21 protein-coding genes are annotated in these 24,402 nt (G+C 72.8%); 7 read left to right on the top strand and 14 right to left on the bottom strand.

Annotated features, from left to right (window positions below; translation table 11 throughout):
- Positions 1-142: 142 nt before the first annotated feature.
- From OYE22_RS29440 to OYE22_RS29385, 12 genes are all read right to left on the bottom strand, one after another.
- Entirely contained in the window at positions 143-1,243 is a 1,101-nt protein-coding gene (locus OYE22_RS29440) for a polyprenyl synthetase family protein (RefSeq protein ID WP_277323229.1), read from the bottom strand.
- Positions 1,240-2,667, bottom strand: a complete 1,428-nt coding sequence (gene hpnE, locus OYE22_RS29435) for a hydroxysqualene dehydroxylase HpnE (protein WP_277323228.1) — start codon at positions 2,665-2,667, stop codon at positions 1,240-1,242. The genes OYE22_RS29440 and hpnE overlap by 4 nt, the downstream gene beginning before the upstream one ends.
- A 302-nt stretch (positions 2,668-2,969) precedes the next feature.
- On the bottom strand, positions 2,970-3,920 hold the full coding sequence (gene hpnD, locus OYE22_RS29430; protein ID WP_277323227.1) for a presqualene diphosphate synthase HpnD: 951 nt from the start codon (positions 3,918-3,920) through the stop codon (positions 2,970-2,972).
- A complete protein-coding gene (gene hpnC, locus OYE22_RS29425) occupies positions 3,917-4,783 on the bottom strand; it encodes a squalene synthase HpnC (protein ID WP_277324382.1) in 867 nt (288 codons plus the stop codon). Before hpnC ends, hpnD begins: the two co-directional genes overlap by 4 nt.
- 453 nt (positions 4,784-5,236) lie before the next feature.
- Positions 5,237-5,989: a TetR/AcrR family transcriptional regulator gene (locus OYE22_RS29420; protein WP_277323226.1), complete on the bottom strand. Its 753-nt coding sequence runs from the start codon at positions 5,987-5,989 to the stop codon at positions 5,237-5,239.
- A gap of 508 nt (positions 5,990-6,497) precedes the next feature.
- Positions 6,498-7,289, bottom strand: coding sequence for an ABC transporter ATP-binding protein (locus tag OYE22_RS29415; protein ID WP_277323225.1), 792 nt, complete (start codon positions 7,287-7,289; stop codon positions 6,498-6,500).
- Positions 7,282-8,217 carry an ABC transporter permease gene (locus tag OYE22_RS29410; protein ID WP_277323224.1) on the bottom strand — a complete coding sequence of 312 codons (936 nt, stop codon included), beginning with the start codon at positions 8,215-8,217 and terminating at the stop codon, positions 7,282-7,284. The genes OYE22_RS29415 and OYE22_RS29410 overlap by 8 nt, the downstream gene beginning before the upstream one ends.
- Before the next feature lie 78 nt (positions 8,218-8,295).
- Positions 8,296-9,141 (bottom strand): glycosyltransferase, encoded by an 846-nt coding sequence (locus OYE22_RS29405; RefSeq protein WP_277324381.1) that lies wholly within the window; start codon positions 9,139-9,141, stop codon positions 8,296-8,298.
- 41 nt (positions 9,142-9,182) lie between these two features.
- Entirely contained in the window at positions 9,183-9,968 is a 786-nt protein-coding gene (locus OYE22_RS29400; RefSeq protein ID WP_277323223.1) for a CDP-alcohol phosphatidyltransferase family protein, read from the bottom strand.
- Positions 9,946-11,007, bottom strand: coding sequence for an iron-containing alcohol dehydrogenase family protein (locus OYE22_RS29395; RefSeq protein ID WP_277323222.1), 1,062 nt, complete (start codon positions 11,005-11,007; stop codon positions 9,946-9,948). Before OYE22_RS29395 ends, OYE22_RS29400 begins: the two co-directional genes overlap by 23 nt.
- Entirely contained in the window at positions 10,995-11,744 is a 750-nt protein-coding gene (locus OYE22_RS29390) for a phosphocholine cytidylyltransferase family protein (RefSeq protein ID WP_277323221.1), read from the bottom strand. The genes OYE22_RS29395 and OYE22_RS29390 overlap by 13 nt, the downstream gene beginning before the upstream one ends.
- Complete coding sequence (locus tag OYE22_RS29385; RefSeq protein WP_277324380.1) at positions 11,741-13,630, bottom strand: DUF5941 domain-containing protein; 1,890 nt, start codon at positions 13,628-13,630, stop codon at positions 11,741-11,743. The genes OYE22_RS29390 and OYE22_RS29385 overlap by 4 nt, the downstream gene beginning before the upstream one ends.
- Before the next feature lie 275 nt (positions 13,631-13,905).
- Between OYE22_RS29385 and galE the strand changes: the two genes are divergently transcribed.
- The 3 genes from galE (at position 13,906) to idi (ending at position 16,848) form a co-directional block, all read left to right on the top strand.
- Complete coding sequence (galE, locus tag OYE22_RS29380) at positions 13,906-14,886, top strand: UDP-glucose 4-epimerase GalE (protein ID WP_277323220.1); 981 nt, start codon at positions 13,906-13,908, stop codon at positions 14,884-14,886.
- 345 nt (positions 14,887-15,231) lie between these two features.
- Positions 15,232-16,179 (top strand): cation diffusion facilitator family transporter, encoded by a 948-nt coding sequence (locus tag OYE22_RS29375; protein ID WP_277323218.1) that lies wholly within the window; start codon positions 15,232-15,234, stop codon positions 16,177-16,179.
- A 57-nt stretch (positions 16,180-16,236) separates the two neighbouring features.
- On the top strand, positions 16,237-16,848 hold the full coding sequence (gene idi, locus OYE22_RS29370; protein WP_187064919.1) for an isopentenyl-diphosphate Delta-isomerase: 612 nt from the start codon (positions 16,237-16,239) through the stop codon (positions 16,846-16,848).
- On the opposite strand, the gene OYE22_RS29365 is transcribed toward idi, so the two are convergent.
- Positions 16,823-17,317 carry an ATP-binding protein gene (locus OYE22_RS29365; protein ID WP_277323217.1) on the bottom strand — a complete coding sequence of 165 codons (495 nt, stop codon included), beginning with the start codon at positions 17,315-17,317 and terminating at the stop codon, positions 16,823-16,825. The two genes, idi and OYE22_RS29365, sit on opposite strands and share 26 nt — an antisense overlap.
- A gap of 783 nt (positions 17,318-18,100) precedes the next feature.
- Between OYE22_RS29365 and OYE22_RS29360 the strand changes: the two genes are divergently transcribed.
- From OYE22_RS29360 to OYE22_RS29345, 4 genes are all read left to right on the top strand, one after another.
- Positions 18,101-18,859: an enoyl-CoA hydratase/isomerase family protein gene (locus OYE22_RS29360; protein WP_277323216.1), complete on the top strand. Its 759-nt coding sequence runs from the start codon at positions 18,101-18,103 to the stop codon at positions 18,857-18,859.
- A gap of 179 nt (positions 18,860-19,038) precedes the next feature.
- The gene (locus OYE22_RS29355; RefSeq protein WP_277323215.1) at positions 19,039-19,899 is read left to right on the top strand and encodes a hypothetical protein; all 861 of its coding nucleotides are present in this window, start codon (positions 19,039-19,041) and stop codon (positions 19,897-19,899) included.
- A 131-nt stretch (positions 19,900-20,030) separates the two neighbouring features.
- Positions 20,031-20,165 (top strand): LPFR motif small protein, encoded by a 135-nt coding sequence (locus OYE22_RS29350; protein ID WP_277323214.1) that lies wholly within the window; start codon positions 20,031-20,033, stop codon positions 20,163-20,165.
- Positions 20,166-20,429: 264 nt separating this feature from the next.
- Complete coding sequence (locus OYE22_RS29345; protein WP_277323213.1) at positions 20,430-22,859, top strand: Tex family protein; 2,430 nt, start codon at positions 20,430-20,432, stop codon at positions 22,857-22,859.
- 132 nt (positions 22,860-22,991) lie between these two features.
- Here OYE22_RS29345 and OYE22_RS29340 read toward each other — a convergent pair whose 3' ends face one another.
- The gene (locus tag OYE22_RS29340; RefSeq protein WP_277323212.1) at positions 22,992-23,984 is read right to left on the bottom strand and encodes an alpha/beta fold hydrolase; all 993 of its coding nucleotides are present in this window, start codon (positions 23,982-23,984) and stop codon (positions 22,992-22,994) included.
- Positions 23,985-24,402 lie beyond the last annotated feature (418 nt).

Raw genomic sequence — 24,402 nt, 5'->3', positions numbered from 1 at the left:
TTCCCCTTTCACAGTCCGTTCACTGCCGTGCTGGGGTTGCGTCGAAAGGCGCCGTGGCCGGCGCCCTCCGGCGACCGCGAGCTAGGTGTGGTGGCTGAGCCTGGCCGGGTACTCCCGCCAGCCCCCGTGTCTCATGGGCAGGTCATCCCTCTCGTACGACGACGAAGTCGGCGAGCGCCACCAGTTGCGCTCGCACCGCGGCGGGCATGTCCACCTCGTGCAGCGCCGCCACGGCGGTGGCGTGCTGCCGGCGAGCTTCCTGGGACGTCCACTCGCGACCGCCAGCCTCCTCGATCAACGCCGCTCGGCTAGCGAACTCTTCCTCATCGAAGTCAGCGATGTCATCCGTTTTCCCGTCATGACTCGCGTCGGCCGCCAGGATTCGGGCCAGCCGCTCGGAGGCGGGCCCGCCGGCGGCCAGCGCGGCGACCACGGGCAGGGACTTCTTGCGCTGACGCAGGTCGCTCCAGGGCCGCTTGCCGGTGGCCACCGGGTCGCCCCAGATGCCGAGCAGGTCGTCGACGGCCTGGAAGGCGAGCCCGAGGTGGTAGCCGTACGTCTCCAGCGTGTCGGCCATCCGGTCGTCGGCGCCGCCGAGCACCGCGCCGATGGAGACCGAACAGGCCAGCAGCGCCCCGGTCTTGTTGCCCTCCATGTCCAGGCACTCCTGGACGTTGACCCGCCCGCGCTGCTCGTACGCGATGTCCTGGGCCTGCCCGTCGATGAGTCGGCGGGTGGCGGTGGTCAGCCGCCTGGTCGCGCGGCCGGCGTCCACCGTGCCCAGCTCCAGCAGGACCTCGTTGGCCAGCGCGAACAGCGCGTCGCCCACCAGGACGGCCTGGTCGGGGCCGTGCACCTTCCACACGGTGTCGCGGTGGCGGCGCTGCTCGTCGCCGTCCATCAGGTCGTCGTGCAGCAGCGAGAAGTTGTGCACGAGCTCGACCGCGACCGCGCCGGGCAGGCCCACCTCGGGGGCGGCGCCCGCGGCCTCGGCGGAGAGCAGGGCGAGCGCGGGGCGCACCGCCTTGCCACCGTCGGCGGCCGAGGGGTTGCCGTCGGCGTCGATCCAGCCGAAGTGGTAGGCGGCGACGGCATTCATGGGCGGGGCGAGCCTGTCGACGACCTCGCGCAGCACGGGCGTCACCAGGGTGCGCCCGCGTGCCAGCATGGCGCTGACGTTCGCGGTCTCGACGGGGATGGCCGGAGTCACGGTCTCTCCTCTGTTTCCGGTCACAGTGCTCATACCGCCTCCCGCAGCGGGCTGCGGTGCGGGCGGCCGAGCTCGGAGAGCGCCGCGTCGGCCGCGGTCAGCCCGCTGCGCACCGCGCTCTCCATGGTCGCTGGCCAGCCGGTGGCGGTCCACGCCCCGGCCAGGTACAGGCCGGGCGCGTTCGTGGTGGCGGGCGGGCGCAGTCGGCCGACGCCCGGCGCGGGAGCGAAGGTCGCCGTGCGCTCCCGGGTGACGAAGAAGTCCCGCACGGTCGCGCCACGGGCGGCGGGCAGCAGGCGCGCCAACTCGGGCAGGTAGCGCTCGCGCAGCCGGGCCACGGGCTGGTCGATGTCGTCGTGGGCGGCGGACTGGGAGACCGCCAGGTACTGGCCCTCGGTCAGGCCCGAGGTGTCGGTGCGGTCGAAGACCCACTGCACTGGGGTGCCGATGGCCACGAAGAAGGGGCGGCGCAGCACCTTGCGGTCGTAGACGACGTGCAGGTTCAGGATGGGCGCGGTGCCGATCTTCAGCAGTCGACCGGGGTCGTCCAGCGCTCCGGCCGGCAGCAGTCCGTGTGCCTCCTGCTGGGGCAGGGCCAGTACGACCGTGTCGGCGGTGAGCCGGGTGCCCGCGTGCGGCGCGGTCTCCACCTCGACGCCCCAACCGCCCTCCGCCTCGCGGCCGATGGCGGTGACCCGGCTGCGCAGTTCGACGCGCACGCCCGCCGCCTCAAGCGTGGCGCGGGCCCTGGTGTCGTGCAGCTCGCCGAGCGGCACCCGGGGGATGCCGATGTCGGCGTGGCCGGGCTTGGTGAGCAGCCCGGTCTTGAAGACCATGGTGGCCAGGCCCAGGGAGCACTGCGCGGAGCGGGCGTTGAGGGTCGCCACGGCAACGACGTCCCACACCGCCTGGATGGCGCGCGCGGACTGGCCCTTGCTGCGCAGCCAGTCCCCGAAGTTGATGCCGTCCAGGGCCGGGTCGTGCGGGTCCAGGGACTTCAGGGCGAGCGCGGCCCGGCCGACGGCCGCCCGCTCGACGGGCGACAGGTGCGGGTAGGTGGCCAGGGTGGCGGCCAGGTGCAGCGGCACCGGGAGCGCGGTGCGGCGCAGCCGCCCCAGCCTCGGCTCGGGCCGGCCCACGTCGAGTACGGGCACGTCGAGCCGGTCCTGCAGCGGGGCCAGGTGGCGGGCGCCGACGCGGTCCAGGAACCAGCCGTACGCGGTGCAGCACCGCAGGTAGACGTGCTGGCCGTTGTCGATGGTGAGTTCGCCGGCGGGCGAGGGGCGGCGGAAGGAGAACGCGGCGCCGCCCAGCCGGGGCCGGCCTTCGAGCAGGGTCACCTGCAGCCCGGCGTCGGCCAGGGCCAGGGCGGAGGTGATACCCGCGAGCCCTCCCCCGACGACGACGGCGGTCCGGCCCGCGCGGGTCAGGTGCTCAGGGTGCGTGCTCGCTGCCATCGTGCGCCCCTTTCTCGGCTGTGCTCGGCTGTGCTCGACTGTGCTCGGGTGCTGCGGGTACGCCTGGTCCTTCTGATGCTCCGGGTGCTTCCGCGTGACCGCTTCGGCCGCTCCCGGTCGCTTCTCGCCGCTCCAGGTCGCGGGCGGCCGGCGCCGCGACCGTTCCCCGGCTGCGACGGGGGACGCCGCGACGCCCCGTAGGGTTGCCCCACCGGCAGGGCTCTCACGCCGGGTCGCGCGAACGTACTGGTCTCCCAGCGTGCGCGGGGGCCGGCCGGCGTGCGGCACCGGCGCGTGGGCCATCACCCGCGCCCCCCACCGGTTCGCCGGTTCACGGTGCGCGCGTCGACACCCGCCAGGCCGCGCACGGCGACGTACGCCTTCTCCCTCCCGGGCAGCGAGACGCGGCCGTGCAACACGGCCGCGGGGTCCCTGGCGATGCGCTCGAGGAGTCTGCGGTAGATGCCGGCCATGGCGGCCACGCACGCGCCGCTGCGCCGGTCGAGCAGCGGCAGCAGCCGGTAGCCCTCGGCGAACAGCGCCCGCGCGCGCCGGGCCTCGAAGTGCACCAGGCCCGTGAAGTCGGCGCCGGCCGGCGGCGTGGCGCCGTGGAACCCCGCCGAGCAGCCGAACTTGGCCAGGTCGTCGGACGGCAGGTAGGTGCGCCCGTTGGCCGCGTCCTCCCGAACGTCCCGCAGGATGTTGGTGAGTTGGAGGGCGAGCCCCAGCGTGTCGGCGTACTCGGCGGCGCGCTCGGCGCCGGGGGCCCCGGGCACCGTGCCGAAGACGCCGAGCGAGAGGCGGCCGATGGCGCCGGCCACGCACCGGCAGTACACCCGCAGCTCGTCCCACGTCTCGTAGCTCTCGCCGCGCACGTCCATCAGCACGCCGTCGATCAGCTCGTCGAGCCCGCCGAGCGGGATGGGGAAGCGGCGCGCGGCGTCGGTGAGGGCCACGGCCACGGGGTCGGTGTCGTCCTGCTCCACCGCACCGTCCGCGATCCGGCGCAGCAGTTCGCGGGTGCTCTCCAGCCGCTCTTCCTTGGCCGACGCGCTCAGGGCGCCGTCGCCGATGTCGTCCACCCGGCGGGAGAAGGCGTACAGCGCGGACATCGCCCGCCGCTTGTCCGTGGGCAGCAGCCGGATGCCGTACGCGAAGTTGCGGGCCTGCTGGCCGGTCACTGCCTCGCAGTAGCGGTACGCCGCCGTCACCGGTGCGGGGGTAGGCGAAGGTCCTTCCACTTCCTGGGTCACCCCTCTCCTCGCAGTGTCGCCGCGACCTCGCGCAGTTGGCTGGGCTTGGTGGGCCTGGGGGGTCCAGGGAACACGTTGTGATCGGCGCGCGCGACCGCTTTCAGGGCGGCCCGCCCACCGCCCACGAAGCCGGCGAGCAGCAGCCTGAGCCGGCCGTGGACGCTGCTCACCAACGGAGCGCCTTCGTTCAGCAGGTCGTGGGCGCGGCGGGCCTCGAACGCGATCAGCGCGCGCACCGGTGCGCTGGCCGTCTGGACGCGCAGGTCCGCCTCCGTCACGCCGAAGCGCCGCATGTCCTCGGCGGGCAGGTAGATCCGGTCCCGGCCGAGGTCCTCGGCGACGTCCTGGAGGTGTTCGATGATCTGCAACGCGGTGCAGATCGCGTCCGAGCGCCGCACGCGCTCGGGCGTCGCGGTCCCGGTGATGGCCAGGACCAGGCGGCCCACCGGGTTGGCGGACAGCTCGCAGTAGTCGAGAAGCTCCTGGTAACTGGCGTACCGGCGCACCCGCTGGTCCTGCCGGTTGGCCTCGATGAGGCCGAGGAAGGGGCCGGGGCCGAGCCCGCACCGGCGCACGGTGGGGCGCAGCGCGCGCAGCAGCGGGTGTCGCGGCGGCTCGGCCCGGTCGTCGAAGACCCGGCGCAGGTCCGCCTCGAACGCGTCGAGCAGCGCGGTGGTGTCGTCGGCCTGGGACCGGTCGAGCCCGAGCAGCACGGCGTCACCGCCGCCCGGCGCGAGGTCGCCGTCGCCGATGTCGTCGACGAGTCGGGCGTACCCGTACACGGCCATGAGGTCGTCGCGCCAGGCGCGCGGGAGGAAGAAGGGGGCGACGGGAAAGTTCTCGTGCGCTGCCTTGTCGAGCACCGCGCGCGCCTGCTGCTCCGGCCAGGCTCGCGGGGTGGGGTGGGACCGGCTGCGCTCGTCTTCCAGGGTCACCGGAGACAGCCAGGCGTACGGGCGCGTACAGCGCCACCACAGGGGGCAGGGGCGCCGGGGCCTGCGGGGGCACTGGGTAGGGGCCGCGTGGCCAATGCCGTCACATCCCCCGTTCTACACCGCATGTCAGTCACGGCACGACGCGGACACGCCGCGCCCCAGGTCGCGGGGGATGGGCTCCGGACCCCCGAACGGGGGGCCGGACACGTGTCCGCCATAGTCCGGATGGTCATCAGTACAGCGTACGCGGAGCCGAGCGGTGCGCTGTCAGGTCGGGGGTCCCGTGGCGGCCGCGCCCTGTCGGACGGAGAGCGGGGCGGCGTGGTGCGGCCTTCCGGCCGCTGGCCGGCCCGACGCGACGGGCCGGCGCGCGCGGCGGGGTCAGCGGGCCACCGGCTGGTCGGCCGCGTAGAACTCCTCGATGCCCAGGACGGCGGCCAGGTCCTGGAGTTCGCGCTCGAAGAAGGCGTCGCCGTTGGGGAGGGCGAACGCCAGGTGGCCCAGCGCGTCCATCGAGATCACGCCGTACAGCCGCACCCAGCAGCGGACCATGATGGCCAGGGCCTCGACGGGGAGTTCGACCTGGTACTCCCGGCGCAGCGCCGTGAGCTGTGCCACCAGTTCGGGGTCGAGGGAGTCCGGGTCCGGGACGGGGAAGCCGCGGCTGCGCCACAGCTCCGATATCAGGCCGGCGAACAGCGACCCGAAGGCCCAGCTCGCGTCGCGCTCGGCCTGGCCCGCCTGCCTGCCCTCGCTGGGCCCCCACGGGCCGAGGATGAGGCCGAACTCGTGCGGGTGCTCGATGGCCCAGCGGCGCAGCGCGCGCCCGGACGCCAGCAGTTCGAAGGCGGGCTCGCGCTCGGGAACGGCCTCGATCACCGCGCGCAGATGGCCCCCCATCTCGCCGAAGATGTCGCGCCGTATCGCCTGGATCAGCTCGTCCCGACTGGTGAAGTAGCGATACACGGCGGGCGCCGTCATGCCCATTTCGCGGGCAATGGCGCGGATCGTTACATTGCCCGGGCCGTCCTGCACGAGAAACTCTCGTGCCACATCCTTGATCTCCTGAATGGTCGCGATCCGCAGTCGTTCACGACGCGAATACGGTGCGACAGGTACTGCTTCTTGCGACACACGCCCTCCCTATGCCCGGCGTTTTCGCGTGCGAACCACACGCGTGCGAGCACGCCCCACGTTCGAACTCGTCAGCACCCACGGCAACCGGCCGGTCACGCAAAGCCCGTCGCGCGGTGCCACCCCGCGCGCCGCGCGCGGGTCGACGGCCCCCAATTCACCGCCCCGACCGCTCCCACCCGGCCGCACTATGGAACACATCGCACCGAAAATACTCGCCCCCGAAATCCGGGAAAGACCGCGAGGATCAGCGCGGCAGCACCCTACGGGCACACGATCGCACACACAACACAGCGTACGAAAAGTGATAGCGCACGCGCCTCGCCGCGCGCCCTCCACTTCGGCCCACTGAATACTCGACACCGCTTTCACGAAATGTGGTACAGGCCAATTCATAAAGCGGCAACGAATTGTACGGGTGGCGACCGCGCCGGGTTCGGTAAACGCCACAGGAAAACGCCCGCCCGGCGTGTGAACGCGGGGCGGGCGTTGTGCGGGGACGGCGGAACTACCGGCTCGTCTCCTTCTCGTACGCCTTGATGACCTCGTCGGTCGGACCGTCCATGAGCAGTTCGCCCTTCTCCAGCCACAGGACGCGGTCGCAGGTGTCGCGGATCGACCGGTTGTTGTGGCTGACCAGGAAGACCGTGCCGGCGTCCTTGCGCAGTTCGCGGATGCGGGCCTCGGAGCGCTTCTGGAACTTGCGGTCGCCGGTCGCCAGCGCCTCGTCGATCATCAGCACGTCGTGGTCCTTGGCGGCGGCGATGGAAAAGCGCAGTCGGGCCGCCATGCCGGAGGAGTAGGTGCGCATCGGCAGCGTGACGAAGTCGCCCTTCTCGTTGATGCCGGAGAAGTCCACGATCTCGTCGTACCGCTCGCGGACCTGTTCGCGCGTCATGCCCATCGCCAGGCCACCGAGAATGACGTTCCGTTCGCCGGTGAGGTCGTTCATCATGGCCGCGTTCACGCCGAGCAGCGAGGGCTGGCCGTCGGTGTAGACGTGGCCGCGCTCGGTGGGCAGCAGCCCCGCCACGGCCTTGAGGAGCGTGGACTTTCCCGAGCCGTTCGAGCCGATCAGGCCGATCGACTCGCCCCGCCGGGCGACGAAGGTGACGCCGCGCACGGCGTGTACCTCGCGCATGCCGGGCGAGGCGGTGCGGCGGAGTATGCGGCTGAGCGCGGCGGTGGCGCTGCCCTTGCCGCGGGCGCCGCCGTTGACGCGGTAGACGATGTGCACGTCGTCCGCGATGACGGTGGGACGCGGGTCCTTGGGGTTCTGCTCCGGGGTTCGCTCAGCCACGGCCGTACTGCTCCTCTGCCTTCCAGAAAAACAGGAATCCACCGATGCCGACCAGCAGGGCCCAGCCGAGGGCCAGCAGCCACACGTGCGGCGGCAGGTTGGAGGCGGAGTAGTCGTCCATGAGGGCGTAGCGCATCAGGTCGATGTAGACCGACGCCGGGTTGGACAGCAGCAGGTCGTCCAGCCACTCGGGGACGTCCTTCTTCGCCAGCATCTCCGGGATGCTGTACATCACGCCGGAGGCGTACAGCCAGGTCCGGGTGATGAAGGGCAGCAACTGCGCCAGGTCGGGCGTCTTGCTGCCGAGCCGGGCCATGACCATGGCGAGGCCGGTGTTGAAGACGAACTGCAGCGCCAGCACCGGGATGATCAGCACCCAGGACAGGCTGGGGTAGTGCCCGAACCCGACCAACACCATGGCCAGGACGATCATCGAGAACAGGAGCTGCTGCAACTGCTGGAGCGAGAAGGAGATGGGCAGCGCGGCCCGGGGGAAGTGCAGTGCCCGCACCAGCCCGAGGTTGCCCGAGATCGCCCGGACGCCGGCGAGCGCCGACGTCTGGGTGAAGGTGAACACGAACACGCCCGTGACCAGGAACGGGATGTAGTCGTGGTTGTCCATGTTGCCCCGGCCGCCCATGATCAGGCCGAAGATGAGGAAGTACACCAGCGCGTTCAGCAGCGGTGTCGCCACCTGCCAGAGCTGGCCGAGCTTCGCCTGGCTGTACTGCGCGGTGAGCTTGGCCTGGGAGAAGGCCAAGATGAAGTGGCGCCTCCCCCACAACTGCTGGACGTACTCGCCAAGCCCCACCCGGGCACCGCTGACCGAAAGTCCGTACTTCTGGGCCAGCTCGGCGGGGGTGAGCCCGTCGTCGGGGGATGGTGGGGAAGTCATGGCGACCACACTGTCGTGCGTAGTCTCGCTCACAGTTGACACTTTCATCCTCAAGGTGCGCTGCCGGGGCCGTGCCCAGGATCGCGCCCGATGCTCTCAGACCAGAGCTTCTCAGATCACAGGAGGTCGGCCCAGCCGGGTCAGGCGCCATACCGTACGCCACTTCATCGGCCGTCGCGGACCGCACGGCGTCGTCCAGCCTTCCTTGAAACCGCCGAACCACGCGCGCAACGCCGGCCCCGACGGCCGCCTGGCCAACGTCAGCAGCATCCATACCGCCAAATAAGCGGGCACCAGGGGAAGCGGCAGGTTCCGTCGGGCCAGCCACACCCGGTTGCGGGCCACCATGCGGTGGTAGACCGCGTGCCGGCTCGGGGCGGTGGTCGGATGGAAGAGCACCAGGTCTGACCGGTAATCGATCATCCAACCCGCGTCCAGCGCCCGCCAGGCGAGGTCGGTCTCCTCGTGCGCGTAGAAGAACTCGTCGGGCAACCCCCCGACCTCGGCGAAGACGCGGGTACGCACCGCGTTGGCGCCGCCGAGGAAGGTGGTCACCCGCGAGGAGCGCATCGGGTCGGAGGCGCGCAGCCGTGGCACGTGGCGGCGCTGGGTCGCGCCGGTGTCCGGGTCGGCGATGCGGAAGCTGATGATGCCGAGCGCGGGGTCGGCGGCGAAGGCCGTACGGCACAGCTCGGCCGTGTCCTCGCCGGCCAGCAGCCCGTCGTCGTCGAGGAAGAGCAGGATGTCCACGTCCCGGCCGCCGGGCCCGAACGCCTCGATGCCCACGTTGCGGCCGGCGGGGATGCCGACGTTCTCCGGCAGCTCCACGGTGCGCACGCCGGCCGGCAGCGCCGGCAGCGGCGAACCGTTGCCGACCACGACCACCTGGACCGGGTCGCCGTGCTGCCGGGCGACCGAGTCGAGCAGGGCCCGCAGCTCGTCGGGGCGGTTGCCCATGGTCAGGACGACCGCACCGACGGAGAGCCCGGAACCGGCGCTCACTTGAGCCTGCTGGAGGCGAGGATGGACACCAGGTGCAGCAGGGTCTGCACGATGGCGATGGCCGCGAGCACCGCGACGCCGAGGCGCGTGTAGAACAGGTCTCCGCGCGTCAGGTCCAGGAGCGCGACCAGCAGGATGACCAGCGACGCCTCGACGCCGCCGACCAGCCGGTGGAACTTCAGCGCGGCGGCGGCCTTGCGGGCCAGCGCGATCCCCGAGGAGCGCGGCGTGGCGGCCTCGTCCTTGACCGCGGGCAGCCCGCTGCGCGCCCGGGCCACGTCGACCAGGTCGGTCTCGGCCTTGATCAGGATCGCGCCGAGGGCGGCCAGCGTGCCGAGGAAGGCCCACATCCAGTTGGTCGAGTCGCCCTCCTGGTGGAAGACGTCGGCCGCCCGGACGCCGAAGCCGACCAGCAGCGCCGCCTCGCAGAGGTAGTGGCCGACCCGGTCCAGGTAGACCCCGGTGATCGAGGTCTGTCCCCGCCAGCGGGCGACCTCGCCGTCCACGCAGTCGAGCAGCAGGTAGAGCTGGATGAGCACGGCACCGAGCAGCGCCCCGGTCAGCCCCGGCACCAGCAGCGCCGCGCCGGCCAGGATGCCGGCGACCACCATCAGGTAGGTGAGCTGGTTGGGCGTGATCCTGGTGTTCACCAGGTACGGGTCGCACCGCAGCGAGATCTCTCGCATGTACAGGCGTCCGGCCCAGTGCTCACCGCTGCGCCGGTCCTTGACACCCTCGGGGTGGACGACCGGACGGAGTTCAGCTACTGACGGTTTTGGCATAGTCGGCGTATGCGTCCCTGATCTCGTCGGTGGAGAGCCCCAGGTGCTCCAAGATCGTGTAGCGCCCTGGGCGGGTCTGCGGCGCGTACTCCACTGCCGTGACGAACTCGTCGGTGGTGAAGCCGATCTCGCTGGGCAGCACGGGCAGCCCGTGCCGCTTGAGGACGTCGACCATCAGGGCCGACGTCTCGTGCGCGCCCCGCAGGTACATGGCGAAGGCGGCACCGAGGCCGCACTGCTCGCCATGCGAGGCGGCGCGCTTGGGGTAGAGCAGGTCGAACGCGTGGTTGATCTCGTGACAGGCACCCGACGCGGGGCGGCTGTCGCCGGCCACCGACATCGAGATCCCGGTCAGCACCAGGCCCTCGGCCAGCACCGTGAGGAACTCGTCGTCGCCACAGCCGCCGGGGTGCCGCAGCACCGCCTCGCCCGCCTGCCGGGCCATGGCCGCGGCCAGGCCGTCGATCTGCTCGCCGGTCTCGCGGTGCGACAGCTCCCAGTCCGCGACCGCGGAGATGTTGGAGATCACGTCGCCGACGCCCGAGCGGACGAAGCGGATCGGGGCCTCCCTGATCACGTCCAGGTCGATGACGATGGCGATCGGGTTGGGCACGCCGTACGAGCCGCGCCCCGCGTCGTTGTCGAGCGTGGCGACCGGCGAGCACAGCCCATCGTGCGAGAGGTTCGTGGCGACGGCGACCAGGGGCAGGCCGATCCGCGCCGCGGCGAACTTCGCGCAGTCGATGATCTTGCCGCCACCCATGCCGACGACCGCGTCGTAGCGCCCCGACTTCATGGCGTCGGCGAGCTTGATCGCGTCGTCCAGTGTGCCGCCGCCGACCTCGTACCAGGAGGCGCCGGGCAGCGCCGGGGCGAACCGCTCGCGCAGCGCCGCGCCGGAGCCGCCGCTGATGGCGATGGCGAGCTTGCCCGAGGCGGAGATCCGCTGGTCGACCAGGAGCCCGGCCAGGTCCTCCAGGGCGCCCGACCTGATGTCGACGACGACCGGCGAGGGGATGAGCCGGGTCAGTACTGGCACGCGATCTCACGTCCCTTGGCGAGGTCGTCGTGGTTGTCGATCTCGACCCACTTGACGTCGCCGATGGGGGTAGTGTCGATGGTGAAGCCGCGATTCACCAGCTCCTGGTAGCCGTCCTCGTAGTAGAGGTCGGGGTCGCGCTCGAAGGTGGTCTTCAGCGCGTCGGCCAGCTCCTCGGCCGCCTCCGGCTCGATGAGCGTGACGCCGATGTACTCACCGCTGGCCGAGGCCGGGTCCATCAGCTTGGTGATCTTCTGGACGCCCTTGGCCGGGTCGGTGACGACCTTCATCTCCTCGTCGGCCAACCGCTTGACCGTGTCGAGCGCGAGAATGATCTTCTGGCCCTTGCCGCGCGCGGCCAGCAGCGACTTCTCGACGGAGACCGGGTGCACCGTGTCGCCGTTGGCCAGGATGGCGCCCTGCTTCAGCACCTCGCGGGCGCACCACAGGGAGTAGGCGTTGTTCCACTCCTCGGCCTTGTCGTTGTCGATGAGGGTCAGGCGGACGCCGTACTTGCGCTCCAGCGCCTCCTTGCGCTCGTACACCGCTTCCTTGCGGTAGCCCACGACGATGGCGACGTCGGTGAGACCCACCTCGGCGAAGTTGCCCAACGTGAGGTCGAGCACGGTCGTGGTGCCCTCCCCCGCCGGGTCCACGGGCACCAGGGCCTTGGGCAGGGTGTCGGTGTAGGGGCGCAGACGCCGCCCGGCGCCTGCCGCCAGCACGAGGCCGATCATGCGGGTTCTCCTGATTCGTCGTGTACAGCGGGTGCTCCGGAGGAGACCCAGAAGCGGATGCTCTCGATGAGCACCGCCAGCGCCAGGGCGACAGCGAGTGCCGTCAGCGCGATGGTGAAGCCAGTGCCGTGCAGCAGGGCCGCGATGACCGTGACCACCAGGACGCGTCCCTCGTGCCCACCCGTCATCCGCACCAGCCAGGCGGGCGGCGCGCCGGTACCGCCGCGGATGCGGTACACCGTGTCGTAGTGATGGTAGGCGACGGCGGACACCAGTCCGAAAGCAGCGGGCAACGCTCCGTTCACCTCGGAGCGAGCGGCGAGCACGAGGATCGTCACATACTCCGCCGCCCGGAACAGCGGCGGGACCAGCCAGTCCAGGGCGCCCTTGAGCGGCTGGGCCACGGCCAGGCCGGCGCAGAGCGCGTACGCCGCGGCGCCGATCACCGGCCACCAGGCGCCCGGCTCCCCCACCCACAGCGAGCCGACGAGTACGACGGTGCCCACGGCCGCGAGCAGCGGGGCCGCGAAGGGGAACAGCGCCGCGCGGCGCCAGGGGCCGCGGCCGACCGCCTCGGCCAGCGGGCCCGAGTCGGCGAGCTGGGCCAGGGCCGCGGCGGCCCGGTCGGTACGTACGGCCGTCCGGCTCAGCGAGCGCAGCACCCGGCCGGCCGTGGTGTAGCAGGCGGCCAGGGCGCAGCCGACGAGCAGCGCGTAGAAGGTGATACGGGGCGTGGTGAGCGCGGTCAGTACGGCGATCATGGCCCAGCGCTCGCCGATCGGCAGCACGACCATGCGCCGGGCCCACACCGTCCAGCCGACGGTGTTGAGCCGGTCGGAGAGGGCGGCGGTGGGGCTGCTGTTGCCGGTCGCGTCGTGGTTGGCCTCGTTGAAGGAGAAGTCCACGACGTGTCGGCAGGTCTGCAGCACCATGGCGGCCAGCGCCAGCGTCCACACGTCGTCGCTGCCGCCGCCGCGCGCGGCGCCGATGGCCAGGCCGGCGTAGTACGCGTACTCCTTGGCCCGGTCGAAGGTGGCGTCCAGCCACGCGCCGAGCGTGGAGTACTGGAGCGAGTAGCGGGCGAGCTGGCCGTCGGTGCAGTCCAGCACGAAGGAGGCGATCAGCAGCACGCCCGCGGCGACGAAGCCGGGCCGGGTGCCGGTGGCGGCGCAGCCGGCCGCGATGAGCGCGGTGAGCAGCGACGCGGTGGTGACCTGGTTCGGGGTCAGGCCGCGGCGGGCGCACCAGCGGGCGATGTAGCGCGAGTAGGGGCTGACGAGGAAGGTGGTGACGAAGCCGTCGCGGGCCTTGACCGCGCCGCGCAGCCGCACCTTCTCCTCGTCGACGGCGGCGACGGCCGCCCTGGCGCGGGCGCGGGCCGTCTCGTCGGCGGGTACGGCGGCGACCAGGACGCCCAGCTCGGGCCGGTGCACGGGCACGTCGGCCGCGGCCAGGTCGGCGGCGATGAGGTCGGGCAGGTTGGCCGCGGTCGCCGCGTCGGGGCCGCTCGCGGCGGAGCCGTCGGCCTGGGGCGCGTCGGCGGGGTGCCGCGAGGGGGTCGTGTCGGTAGGCGCGGTGCGCGCGGGTATGGCGCGGGCGTGCGCGGCGCGCACGAGGGCCGCGCGGGCCTCCGGCTGGGCGGTCAACGCGCCGGTCACGGCGGCGGCCGGAAAGCGCGGGTCGGTCAGCGCCAGGCGCAGCGCGTGCAGGTGGCCGGCGAAGCGGGCGTCGACCAGCGCGACGCGCTGGTGCGCCGGGGTGGCGGCCAGTTCGCGGGCGACCTCGGCGGCGTCGGCCGCCTGGCGGACGTCGAAGCCGAGGGTCCGCAGGTCGTCCACGACGGACGGGCCGACGACCGGAGGACCGGTCACAATGGCGGTCGACAGACGAACTCACTCCTTGGCAACTGGCATGGCCGCGCCCGTTCATGGCCGATTCACGCGATGTCCGGGCAGCGGTCGTGACCTGCCCCGACCCGGGTGCGGCGGACAGGGCGTCGGCAGAGGCTATCGGATCACCGAAGGCGACCGTTCACCGCACATTCACTCAAGGATCGAGTGAACGACGGTTTGGTCCGCGCGATCATCATGGTCGATGGCCGCTACCCGCGCCAAACGCCCGTTCGCTCCGGCAGCCGATTTCCGGTCGGTAGGGTGCGGACATGATGTGGCTGATCACCGGCGGTGCCGGATACATCGGGGCGCACGTCGTCGACGCCATGCGCGCGGCGGGCGAGCGCGTGGTGGTGCTCGACGACCTGACGGCCGGCCGCTCCGAGCGGCTGCCGGCGGACGTGCCCGTGGTCCGTGGCTCGGTCCTGGACCGGGAACTCCTTGGCCGGGTGCTGGCCGAGCACGAGGTGACCGGTGTGGTGCACCTGGCGGCGCGCAAGCAGGTGGCCGAGTCCGTCGAGCAGCCCATCCGCTATTACGAGGAGAACGTGCACGGCCTGGCCGTACTGCTCGACGCGGTGGCCGCCGCCGGCGTACGGGCCCTCGTCTTCTCCTCGTCCGCCGCCGTCTACGGCATGCCCGATGTGGACCTGGTCACTGAGGACACCCCGTGCCAGCCGATGAACCCGTACGGCGAGACCAAACTGGCCGGCGAGTGGCTGGTACGGGCCGCCGGCCGCACGCACGGCATCGCCACGGCCTGCCTGCGGTACTTCAACGTGGCCGGCGCGGCCCGCCCCGAACTCGCCGACACCGGAGTGTCCAACATCGTCCCGATGTTCTTCGACCGGGTCACCACGGGCCGTGCCCCGCTGGTCTTCGGCGACGACTACCCGACCCCGGACGGCACCTGCGTACGGGACTACATCCACGTCTCCGACCTCGCCGACGCGCATCTGGCCGCCGCCCGCTGGTTGGCCGACCGGCCCGCGCCGGGTGACCTGACCGTGAACGTCGGCACCGGTCGCGGCGTGTCCGTGCGCGAGATGGCCGAGCTGGTCGCCGAGGTCACCGGGCACGGCGGCCCGGTCGCCGAGGTAGCGCCCCGGCGGCCGGGCGACCCGGCGCGCGTGGTGGCGTCGGTGGAGCTGATCGCCAAGGAACTCGGCTGGTCCGCCCGGCACGACGTGCGCGAGATGGTCACCTCCGCCTGGCGGGGCTGGCAGCACCACCGGGGCCAAGCCGGCTGAGACGCCGCTCACGGTGTCGTGGATGCGCCGGCGCGCCCACGACACCGCGGCGCGCCGGAGGACAGCGGAGTGACACCGCTCGTCGGAGCGCGGCGGGCGCACCCGTCGGGCCCTCGCGCCGCCGGTGACCAGCGGCTGAGCGGAGAGCGCGCCCCGCGCCGGACCGCAGGCGCGCCGCCGGCCGCGAGTGCCGCGCGCCAAACCCCTCCCCACATCGCATCTGTGCAGGTCACGGCACATGACAACGGTATTCAGCGCCGCGTTGCAATCACCCCCCGTCGCACCGTTCACTGAGATCGACGCCGGTCGGCGGCGGCCGGAGCGAGTCCGATGTGGAGGCACTTCATGGGCGCTGGGCATCAGCACGGGCACTCCCACGGGGGTCCACCGGCCGGGGCGACGGGCACCGCGGCCGCCGCCTACCGGGGGCGGCTGCGCATCGCGCTCGGCATCACCCTGACGGTGATGGTGCTGGAGATCCTGGGCGGCCTGATGGCCGGCTCGCTGGCGCTGCTCGCGGACGCCGGGCACATGGCGACGGACGCGGTGGGCCTGGCCATGGCGCTGCTCGCGATCCACTTCGCCAACCGGCCGCCGAGCCCGCGGCGCACCTTCGGCTACGCGCGCGCCGAGATCCTGGCCGCGCTCGCCAACTGTCTGCTGCTGCTCGGCGTCGGCGGCTACATCCTGTACGAGGCGATCAGCAGGTTCCGCACGCCGGCCGCCACCGAGGGCGGGCTGACCCTGGTGTTCGGCGCGATCGGCCTGGTCGCGAACATGATCTCGCTGTCCCTGCTGCTACGCGGCCAGCGCGACAGCCTCAACGTGCGCGGCGCCTTCCTCGAAGTGCTCGCCGACGCGCTGGGCTCGGTGGCGGTGCTGGTCTCGGCCGGGGTGATCATGGCGACCGGCTGGCAGGCCGCCGACCCCATCGCCTCGCTGCTCATCGCGGTGATGATCGTCCCCCGCACCTGGAAGTTGTTCCAGGAGACGCTGAACGTGCTGCTTGAGGCCGCTCCCAAGGACGTGGACATGGCCGAGGTGCGCGCGCACATCCTGGCGCTGCCCGACGTGGAGGACCTGCACGACCTCCATGTGTGGACGATCACCTCGGGGATGCCCGTCCTGTCAGCACATGTCGTCGTACGTCAGGATGCGCTGGATTCGGTGGGCCATGAGAAGTTGCTGCACGAGTTGCAGGGCTGCCTGGGCGAGCACTTCGACGTGGAGCACTGCACGTTCCAACTGGAGCCGAGCGGACATGCCGCGCACGAGGCCAAGTTGTGCCACTGACGTGTGCCCCTGACATACGGCAAACTGGGTGGCCGAAGCCCGACGACGAGGATGGACATGCCGACCACACCAGCCAACGGCCGCTCCACCGACAGCGCGGCGGCATCCGTGCCCGCCTCCGCTGCGCAACCGATCATGCTCGAACTGGTCGATGAGGACGGCAACACGATCGGGACCGCGGAGAAGCTCTCCGCCCACCAGGCGCCGGGCCAACTGCACCGCGCCTTCTCCGTGTTCCTCTTTGACGACCGCGGCCGGCTGCTGCTCCAGCAGCGCGCGCTGAGCAAGTACCACTCCCCCGGCGTCTGGTCCAACACCTGCTGCGGCCACCCATACCCGGACGAACCCCCCTTCGTGGCCGCCGCCCGGCGGACCGGCGAGGAGTTGGGCGCGGCCCCGCTGCTGCTGCGCGAGGCCGGCCGGGTGCGCTACAACCACCCGGACCCCGCGTCGGGCCTGGTCGAGCAGGAGTACAACCACCTGTTCGCGGGGCTGATCGGGACCGACCTGCGGCCCGACCCGGAGGAGATCGCCGACACGGCGTTCGTCACGCCCGACGAGCTGGACAAACTGCGCGCGGAACGGACGTTCTCGGCGTGGTTCATGGACGTGCTGGACACGGCACGGCCCACGATCCGGGAGATCACGGGCGCCGCGGCGGGCTGGTAGGGGCGAGCGGCAGCGCGGCCCAGACGACCTTGCCGCCGCTGGCGGTGTGCTCGACGTCGTAGCTGCCGCCGACCTCGTCGGCGACCGCCTTCACCAGCAACAGCCCCCGACCGCCGGTCTGGCCCTGGTCCGCGACCAGGGCCTTCGGTCGGTAAGGGTGGTTGTCCTCGACCGCGACGCGCACCCACGCGCGGCCGATGGAGACCTCCACGGCGATCTCGGGCGAGAGCAGCGCCGCGTGCTTGACGGCGTTGGTGACCAGCTCGGAGACGATCAACAGCAGGGACTGCAGGACGTCGTCGCCGACGGGAACGCGCTGGTTCCTGAGGAGGTCGCGCACCGCGTGCCGCGCCTGCGGCACGGCCGCCTCCTCGGTCTTGGCCGTGAAGCGCCAGACCCCCTCGTACGCGATGGCTCTCCGGGGCGGGGCCTGCCCTGGGTCAGGCGGGACGCTCCCGAGGATCTCCATGTCCGATACCCACCCATCGCCGCAGCTCGACACTGGGGACGAGTGTTGGGAACGCGCGGGTCGATACCGGCCAACTGAACACAAGTCAGCGCCTATCGATACCTTTTGACCGATTGAGGGCCCTTCGCGTACTCGCGCGACACATCTTGTCCGCTCCCCGGGGGACACGTTGATCGCCTGCCGATGACCGACCGCCGGCGTCGCCAGCGCGACCGGCGCGGCGCGCTGGCCGGTTCGGACGCGGCGGCGCCGGGGGGTGGACGCCGCGCCCCCGGCGGCGCCCCGCGCGCCGGGCCGCCGCCCGCGCGCCACGGGCGGGTTCGCACGGCGCGGGGCGCGCGTGAGGGATCGCGGCACGGCGCGCGCCACCACCCCCGGCCACCCGGCACACCGGCGCACGCGCACTGGCGGAAACCGCACCCCCGGAGGAGGCGTGGTCGGTCCGCGCCCAGGCCCCCACGCGCCCCACGGAGGCGCGGCACGGCACGGACGCGCGCTGCTCGGACGCCACGGACGCGACCGTCACCCGGCGCCGCCGGCCCACTCGTCCGGGTGGTCTTGGCACCCGGCGGTCACGGCGCCTCGCATCCGGGACACCACGTACCCCCTGCGCGGGACGCCGCCGAGCGCGCCGCTTCCCCCGCCGCGACCAGGCAAATTGCCCCGTCTAGGCGCCGTTGGGGACTTTGCCCCGGGCTCGCGGGCGGGGGAAGTGATCTCTTCCACTCAGCCGACGATGCGATCTTCGCCGTAGCCTTCCGGCCACCCGGATACGATCCGCGCATGGAGCCTTGCCTGCTGTATTCGGTCACCGACGGCATCGCGACCGTCATGATCCACAATCCCGCCAAGCGCAACGCGATGACCTACGACATGTGGCGCGAACTACCCCCACTCCTCGACAAGCTCACGGTGGACCCACACGTGCGGGCCCTGGTGCTGACCGGCGACGGGGACACGTTCTGCGCGGGCGCGGACATCGGCTCCCTGATCGAGCGGGGCGAGGAGGCCCAGGGCCTCGCGGTCTCGGCCGAGGAGGCGTTGGCGACGTTCCCCAAGCCCACCCTCGCCGCGGTGCGCGGCTACTGCGTGGGCGGCGGCTGCCAGCTCGCCACCGCCTGTGACCTGCGCTTCGCCACCGACGACAGCGCCTTCGGCATCACGCCGGCCAAGCTCGGCATCGTCTACCCCGCCTCCTCCACGGCCCGCCTGGTGAGCCTGGTGGGGCCGGCCACGGCCAAGCACCTGCTGTTCTCGGCCGAGTTGATCAACGCCCAGCGGGCCCACCTGCGCGGCCTGGTGGACGAGGTGTTCGCGCCGGAGGACTTCGACCACGAGGTGGCCCGCTTCGCCCGCGTGCTGGCCTCCCGGTCGCAGCTCACCCAGGCCGCCGCCAAGGAGTTCGTCGCGGGCCCCACCGACCCCGAGCGCACCGCCTACTGGACCGAGCAGGCCCGGACCAGCGACGACACCGTCGAGGGCGTCACCGCCTTCCTGGAGCACCGGGCGCCGCGCTTCAGTTGGACGCTGCCGGCCAGTTGACCCACCGGCCACGGACACGGGGGCGGCGGGCCACCCACCTGGGACTGCGGGGACACCCACTCGGGCCACCCACCACGGCCGGCCACCTGGCGGCGGGGCCGGGGCGAGCGGGCGGGGGCGGCGCGGGACGTGTCCCGTAGCTCTCCCGCGACCGACTACCTGCGGGTAACGTGCCGGGCATGACCTCACACCCCGAGCGCGCCGGACGCCACTGCCACCAGGTGCTCAACCCCCTCCACTCCTGTACGTACTTCGCGCCCGAGTTCACCGACGAACTCGGGCGGATAGGCGTCAAGGAGCGCGCCGCGTACTTCGCCGCCCGGTCCGCTCCGCTGGGCCGGGTGGGCGCCGGCACGGTGACCGCGACCTTCTACAACTTCAAGTACGACTGGGTCGCCCAGCACGTGCCCGCCGTCTGGGACGTGACGACGCCCGAGGCGGTCATCGAGGCCCGCCTCGCCGCCGCCGACGGCACGTTGCGCCGGCTCTTGGGCGCCGAGGCGATCGCCTCCCCGGAGATGGCCGAGGCCGCCGAACTCGCGCTGCGCGCCACCGAGGCGTGCGACCGAGCCGCCCGCCCGCTGTACGCGGCCCACGCCGACCTGGCCGTCCCCGACGCGCCCCACCTGGCGTTCTGGCACGCCGCGACGCTGCTGCGCGAGCACCGCGGCGACGGCCACCTGGCCGTGCTCGTCGCCGCCGAACTCGACGGCCTGGAGGCCGTGGTCTCACACACCGCCAGCGGGTTCGGCGTGGCGCCCAAGTGGGCCCGTACGATGCGCGGCTGGTCCGAGGACGAGTGGGCGGCGGCCCAGGAGCGGCTGCGCGAGCGCGGGTTGCTGACCGCCGACGGCGAGTTGACCCCGTCCGGGACCGCGCTGCGCAAGGAGCTCGAGGCCGAGACCGACCGGCTGGACCGGGCTCCGTACGAGCACCTGGGCGCGGCCGGCGTGGCACGGCTGACGGAGCTGGCCACGGCCTTCACCGCGACGGCCATGGCCGCGGGCGCCTTCCCGGCCGACTTCCTAGGCAAGGGCTGAGCCGAACGGTTGGCCCGGCGCGCCGAGCGTGGGACCGGAGTCGGTTTATCGACCGCGGTTGGGGTTACTCGGGGTCACGAGCCACGGGGCGTCCTGGCGGGCGCATCGTGGGCGCAGACAAGGAGGATTCCGTGTTCCGTGCCGTCGCAGATGTCCTGCGTACCATCGGTGGCGCCATCGCCACCGTGGTGACGCTCCCCTTCCGCGTGCTCGCTCGGCTCTTCGGCGGAGCGTCGCGCGGTGGCCCGCGCCGACGCGGGGTGTGAGCACACGTCGGTGGGTGACGACCTGACCCCGCCCGCGCAGTACCGCACTCCACGCGCCTGACCGCAGCCGCCCGGCCCCGTGCCGGGCGGCTGCGGTGTGCCGGGGCGCGGCGACCGGCCGGCTGGCGGGCGGCCGGTGTCAGTTTGGGCCGGTAGGCGGTCGGCTCGCGCTCCCGCGCGCGGTTCGCGGTCCGTCGTCGTCGCACTGTCGTACCCACCTGCCACAATGCAGGTCGCGGTGCAGAGACGAAAGCGGAGCGTGAAGTGACGACGTCCATCGAAGGCCGGATCGCCGAAGAGCTTGGGGTGCGGGAGCGGCAGGTGAAGGCCGCCGTCGAGCTGCTGGACGGCGGTTCGACCGTGCCGTTCATCGCGCGCTACCGCAAGGAAGCCACCGAGATGCTCGACGACGCGCAGTTGCGCGCCCTTGAGGAGCGGTTGCGTTACCTGCGTGAACTGGAGGAGCGGCGGGCGGCGATCCTGGAGTCGGTCCGCTCGCAGGGCAAGCTCGACGCGGAGGTGGAGGCGCGCATCCTGGCCGCCGACTCCAAGGCGCGGCTTGAGGACGTCTACCTCCCGTTCAAGCCCAAGCGGCGCACCAAGGCGCAGATCGCCCGGGAGGCCGGGCTCGAACCGCTGGCCGACGGGCTGCTCGCCGACCCCTCGGTGGAGCCGCGCGCCGCCGCCGAGGCGTTCGTGGCCGCCGACCGGGGCGTCGCCGACGCGGCGTCCGCCCTCGACGGCGCGCGGGCCATCCTCACCGAGCGGATCGGCGAGGACGCGGACCTGATCGGCGAGTTGCGCGAGCGCATGTGGCAGCGCGGCCGGGTGGCGGCGAAGGTGCGCGAGGGCAAGGAGGAGGCGGGCGCGAAGTTCGCCGACTACTTCGACTTCGCCGAGCCGTTCACGGAGCTGCCCTCGCACCGGGTGCTGGCCATGTTCCGCGGCGAGAAGGAGGAGGTCCTCGACCTCACCCTGGAGCCGGAGGAGCCGTCCGAGGAGCCCGGCCCCAGCTCGTACGAGCAGGTCATCGCGCGCCGCTTCGGCATCGCCCAGCGCGGCCGGCCCGCCGACGGTTGGCTGGCCGACACGGTGCGCTGGGCCTGGCGCACGCGGGTGCTGGTGCACCTCGGCATCGACCTGCGGCTGCGGCTGCGGCAGGCTGCGGAGGACGAGGCGGTGCGGGTGTTCGCGGCCAACCTGCGCGACCTGCTGCTGGCCGCCCCGGCGGGCACGCGGGCGACGATGGGCCTCGACCCCGGCTTCCGTACGGGTGTGAAGGTGGCCGTCGTGGACGCCACGGGCAAGGTGGCCGCCACCGAGACCATCTACCCGCACGTGCCGCAGCAGAAGTGGGACGCCGCGCTCGGCACGCTGGCTCGCCTCGCCAAGGAGCACCAGGTCGAGCTGATCGCCATCGGCAACGGCACGGCGTCGCGCGAGACCGACAAGCTGGCGGGCGAGCTGTGCGACCGCCACCCGGAGCTGGGGCTCACCAAGGTGATGGTCTCCGAGGCCGGCGCGTCGGTGTACTCGGCCTCGGCGTTCGCCTCCCAGGAGCTGCCGGGCATGGACGTGTCGCTGCGCGGCGCGGTGTCCATCGCGCGCCGGCTCCAGGACCCGCTCGCCGAACTGGTCAAGATCGACCCCAAGTCGATCGGCGTCGGCCAGTATCAGCACGACCTGTCCGAGGTGAAGCTCTCCCGCTCGCTGGACGCGGTGGTGGAGGACTGTGTGAACGGCGTGGGCGTGGACGTCAACACGGCCTCGGCGCCCCTGCTCGGCAGGGTCTCCGGGATCAGCGCCTCGCTGGCCGAGAACATCGTGGCGCACCGCGACTCCAACGGCCCGTTCCGCAACCGCAAGGCGCTCAAGGACGTGGCCAGGCTCGGTCCGAAGGCGTACGAGCAGTGCGCGGGCTTCCTGCGCATCCGTGGCGGCGACGACCCGCTGGACGGCTCCAGCGTGCACCCCGAGGCGTATCCGGTGGTGCGCCGCATGGTGGCCTCGGCCGGTAGTGACGTGGGCTCGCTGATCGGCAACACCGCGGTGCTGCGCCGACTGGACCCGGCGGAGTTCGTCAACGACTCCTTCGGGCTGCCGACGGTGACCGACATCCTCAAGGAGTTGGAGAAGCCGGGGCGCGACCCACGGCCCGCGTTCAAAACGGCGACCTTCAGGGAGGGCGTCGAGAAGCTCGGCGACCTGACGCCGGGGATGTTGCTTGAGGGCGTGGTGACCAACGTGGCGGCGTTCGGCGCGTTCGTGGACGTCGGCGTGCACCAGGACGGCCTGGTGCACGTCTCGGCGATGTCGCGGACGTTCGTGAAGGACCCGCGCGACGTGGTCAAGCCGGGCGACATCGTGCGGGTCAAGGTGCTCGACGTGGACGTCCCGCGCAAGCGAATCTCGCTCACGCTGCGGCTCGACGACGAGCCCGCGCGGGGCGGTGAGCGCGAGGGCGAGCGGGCCGAGCGCGGCGGCGCCCGTCGGGGCGCCCCGCAGCAGCGGCAGCGCGGCTCGGGTGGTGGCTCGGGCGGCGGCGGAGGCCAGGGCGCCCGCACCGGCGGCGGTCAGGGAGCCCGCTCCGGTGGTGGCCAGCGCGCCGGGGGCCGCCGCGACGCCGCGCCGGCCAGCGGTGCCATGGCCGACGCGCTGCGCCGAGCGGGCCTGCTGGACCCGGGGCGCGGCTGAGCGACGGCGCGTTCGCGGGCGCCTCGCGCCCCGCGAACGCGCCAAAACGGGCAGGGCGGGCGGGGCGGGCGGGTGCGGCGCGTGCCCAGCGGCTGGCCCGCCGGCCGGAGACGCGCCGCGCCCGGCGTCGCCTCAGCCCACCGGGGGCAGCGCGCCCAACCAGTCGAGCAGCATGCGGGTGACCTCGTCGGGGCGCTCCTGCTGGACCCAGTGGCCGCAGCCGTCGATGAGGTGGCGGGCGGTCAGGGCGGGCAGCGTGCGGTCGAACGCCGCGATCGCGTCGGCCATCCAGGTGGTGGAGGCGTCGCGCGTGCCGCCGATGAACAGCGCGGGCTGGGTGATCGGGGCGCCGTCCCAGTCGGCGAGGTCGGCCCAGTCGCGGTCGATGGCGCGGTAGCGGGCCAGCGCCCCGGTCAGCCCGGTGCGCTCGAACTCGCCGGCGTAGGTGTCCAGGTCCGCGCTGCTCAGCCAGGCGGGCGCGCGGTCACCGGGGAAGCGGTCCCGCATCCGCCCTCCGCGCGGGACGAAGTACGGGCTGGGGGCGTCGGCCGGGGGCATGGTGTCGGCCGAGAGCGCCGCGTAGAAGCCGGCGAGCCAGCCCCGCACGTCGGGCTCGATCTCGGCCTCGGCCCGGCCGGGCCGCTGGAAGTAGCTGACGTAGAACTCCTCGTCGCCGCCGATCCCCGCGAACGCGTCGGTGGGCTTGACCGGGCCGCGCGGCGCGTAGGGCACGCTGAGCATGCCGACGGCGGTGAAGACGTCGGGGCGCAGCAGCGCCGCGTTGGCCGCGATGTTCGCGCCCCAGTCGTGCCCGACGATCACCGAGGTCCGCTCGCCGAGCGCCTCGACCACGGCGGCGGCGTCGGCGACCAGTTCCACCATGCGGTACGCCTCGACGGCCGACGGCTTGCTGGAACGGCCGTAGCCGCGTACGTCGACGGCCACGGCGCGGTAGCCGGCGGCGGCGAGGGCGGGCAGTTGGTGGCGCCAGGAGTACCAGGACTCGGGGAACCCGTGGAGCAGCAGCACCAGCGGTCCGCTGCCGCACTCCGCGACGTGGGTGCGGCCGGCGGGCGAGGGCACGAGCCGATGCGTGACCGCTCGCGGGGGGTGGGGCTGGACCATGGGGGCCTCCGGTGCGAAGAGGTGGTACGTGAACCCGCGGCTGCGGGGTGCTGACACCGGCACGACGGCGCGACGCCGCCGGGCACGGTGCGGGGCGGCCACGGGTGGAGCCGCTGCCCTGTGCACGAGTTCGATCATCGAGCCCCCGGCGACGGCACGGCGAGCGGCTTTGCCGAATCGGCAAACGCCGCGCACCGGGCGACGGGCCGGGTTCAGCGGCGGCCGCGTCGGGGCCGCCGCTGGGCGTCCGCCGCGCCGTGGGGCGTCCGCCTCGCTGTTCAGCCCGGCCGCCCGGGCCCGCTTCCGCACTCGCACCGGGTCGGCGGCGTCGGCTGTGGTCCGCAGGCATCGCCCTGGCGCGTCACCAGCCGGCGGTCCCACAGCTCGTCGGTACGGCCCGCTCGGTCGCCCGGGACGG

This window comes from Streptomyces sp. 71268 (assembly GCF_029392895.1).
GTDB lineage: Bacteria > Actinomycetota > Actinomycetes > Streptomycetales > Streptomycetaceae > Streptomyces.
This window is presented reverse-complemented; position numbering and strand designations above follow the sequence as displayed.

Coding starts and splice junctions, on each gene's coding strand:
- OYE22_RS29440 (WP_277323229.1), bottom strand. CDS start 1,243: ATGAGCACTGTGACCGGAAACAGAGGAGAGACCGTGACTCCGGCCATC.
- hpnE (WP_277323228.1), bottom strand. CDS start 2,667: ATGGCAGCGAGCACGCACCCTGAGCACCTGACCCGCGCGGGCCGGACC.
- OYE22_RS29405 (WP_277324381.1), bottom strand. CDS start 9,141: ATGGGCAACCGCCCCGACGAGCTGCGGGCCCTGCTCGACTCGGTCGCC.
- OYE22_RS29400 (WP_277323223.1), bottom strand. CDS start 9,968: ATGCCAAAACCGTCAGTAGCTGAACTCCGTCCGGTCGTCCACCCCGAG.
- OYE22_RS29390 (WP_277323221.1), bottom strand. CDS start 11,744: ATGATCGGCCTCGTGCTGGCGGCAGGCGCCGGGCGGCGTCTGCGCCCC.
- galE (WP_277323220.1), top strand. CDS start 13,906: ATGATGTGGCTGATCACCGGCGGTGCCGGATACATCGGGGCGCACGTC.
- OYE22_RS29375 (WP_277323218.1), top strand. CDS start 15,232: ATGGGCGCTGGGCATCAGCACGGGCACTCCCACGGGGGTCCACCGGCC.
- idi (WP_187064919.1), top strand. CDS start 16,237: ATGCCGACCACACCAGCCAACGGCCGCTCCACCGACAGCGCGGCGGCA.
- OYE22_RS29365 (WP_277323217.1), bottom strand. CDS start 17,317: ATGGAGATCCTCGGGAGCGTCCCGCCTGACCCAGGGCAGGCCCCGCCC.
- OYE22_RS29360 (WP_277323216.1), top strand. CDS start 18,101: ATGGAGCCTTGCCTGCTGTATTCGGTCACCGACGGCATCGCGACCGTC.
- OYE22_RS29355 (WP_277323215.1), top strand. CDS start 19,039: ATGACCTCACACCCCGAGCGCGCCGGACGCCACTGCCACCAGGTGCTC.
- OYE22_RS29340 (WP_277323212.1), bottom strand. CDS start 23,984: ATGGTCCAGCCCCACCCCCCGCGAGCGGTCACGCATCGGCTCGTGCCC.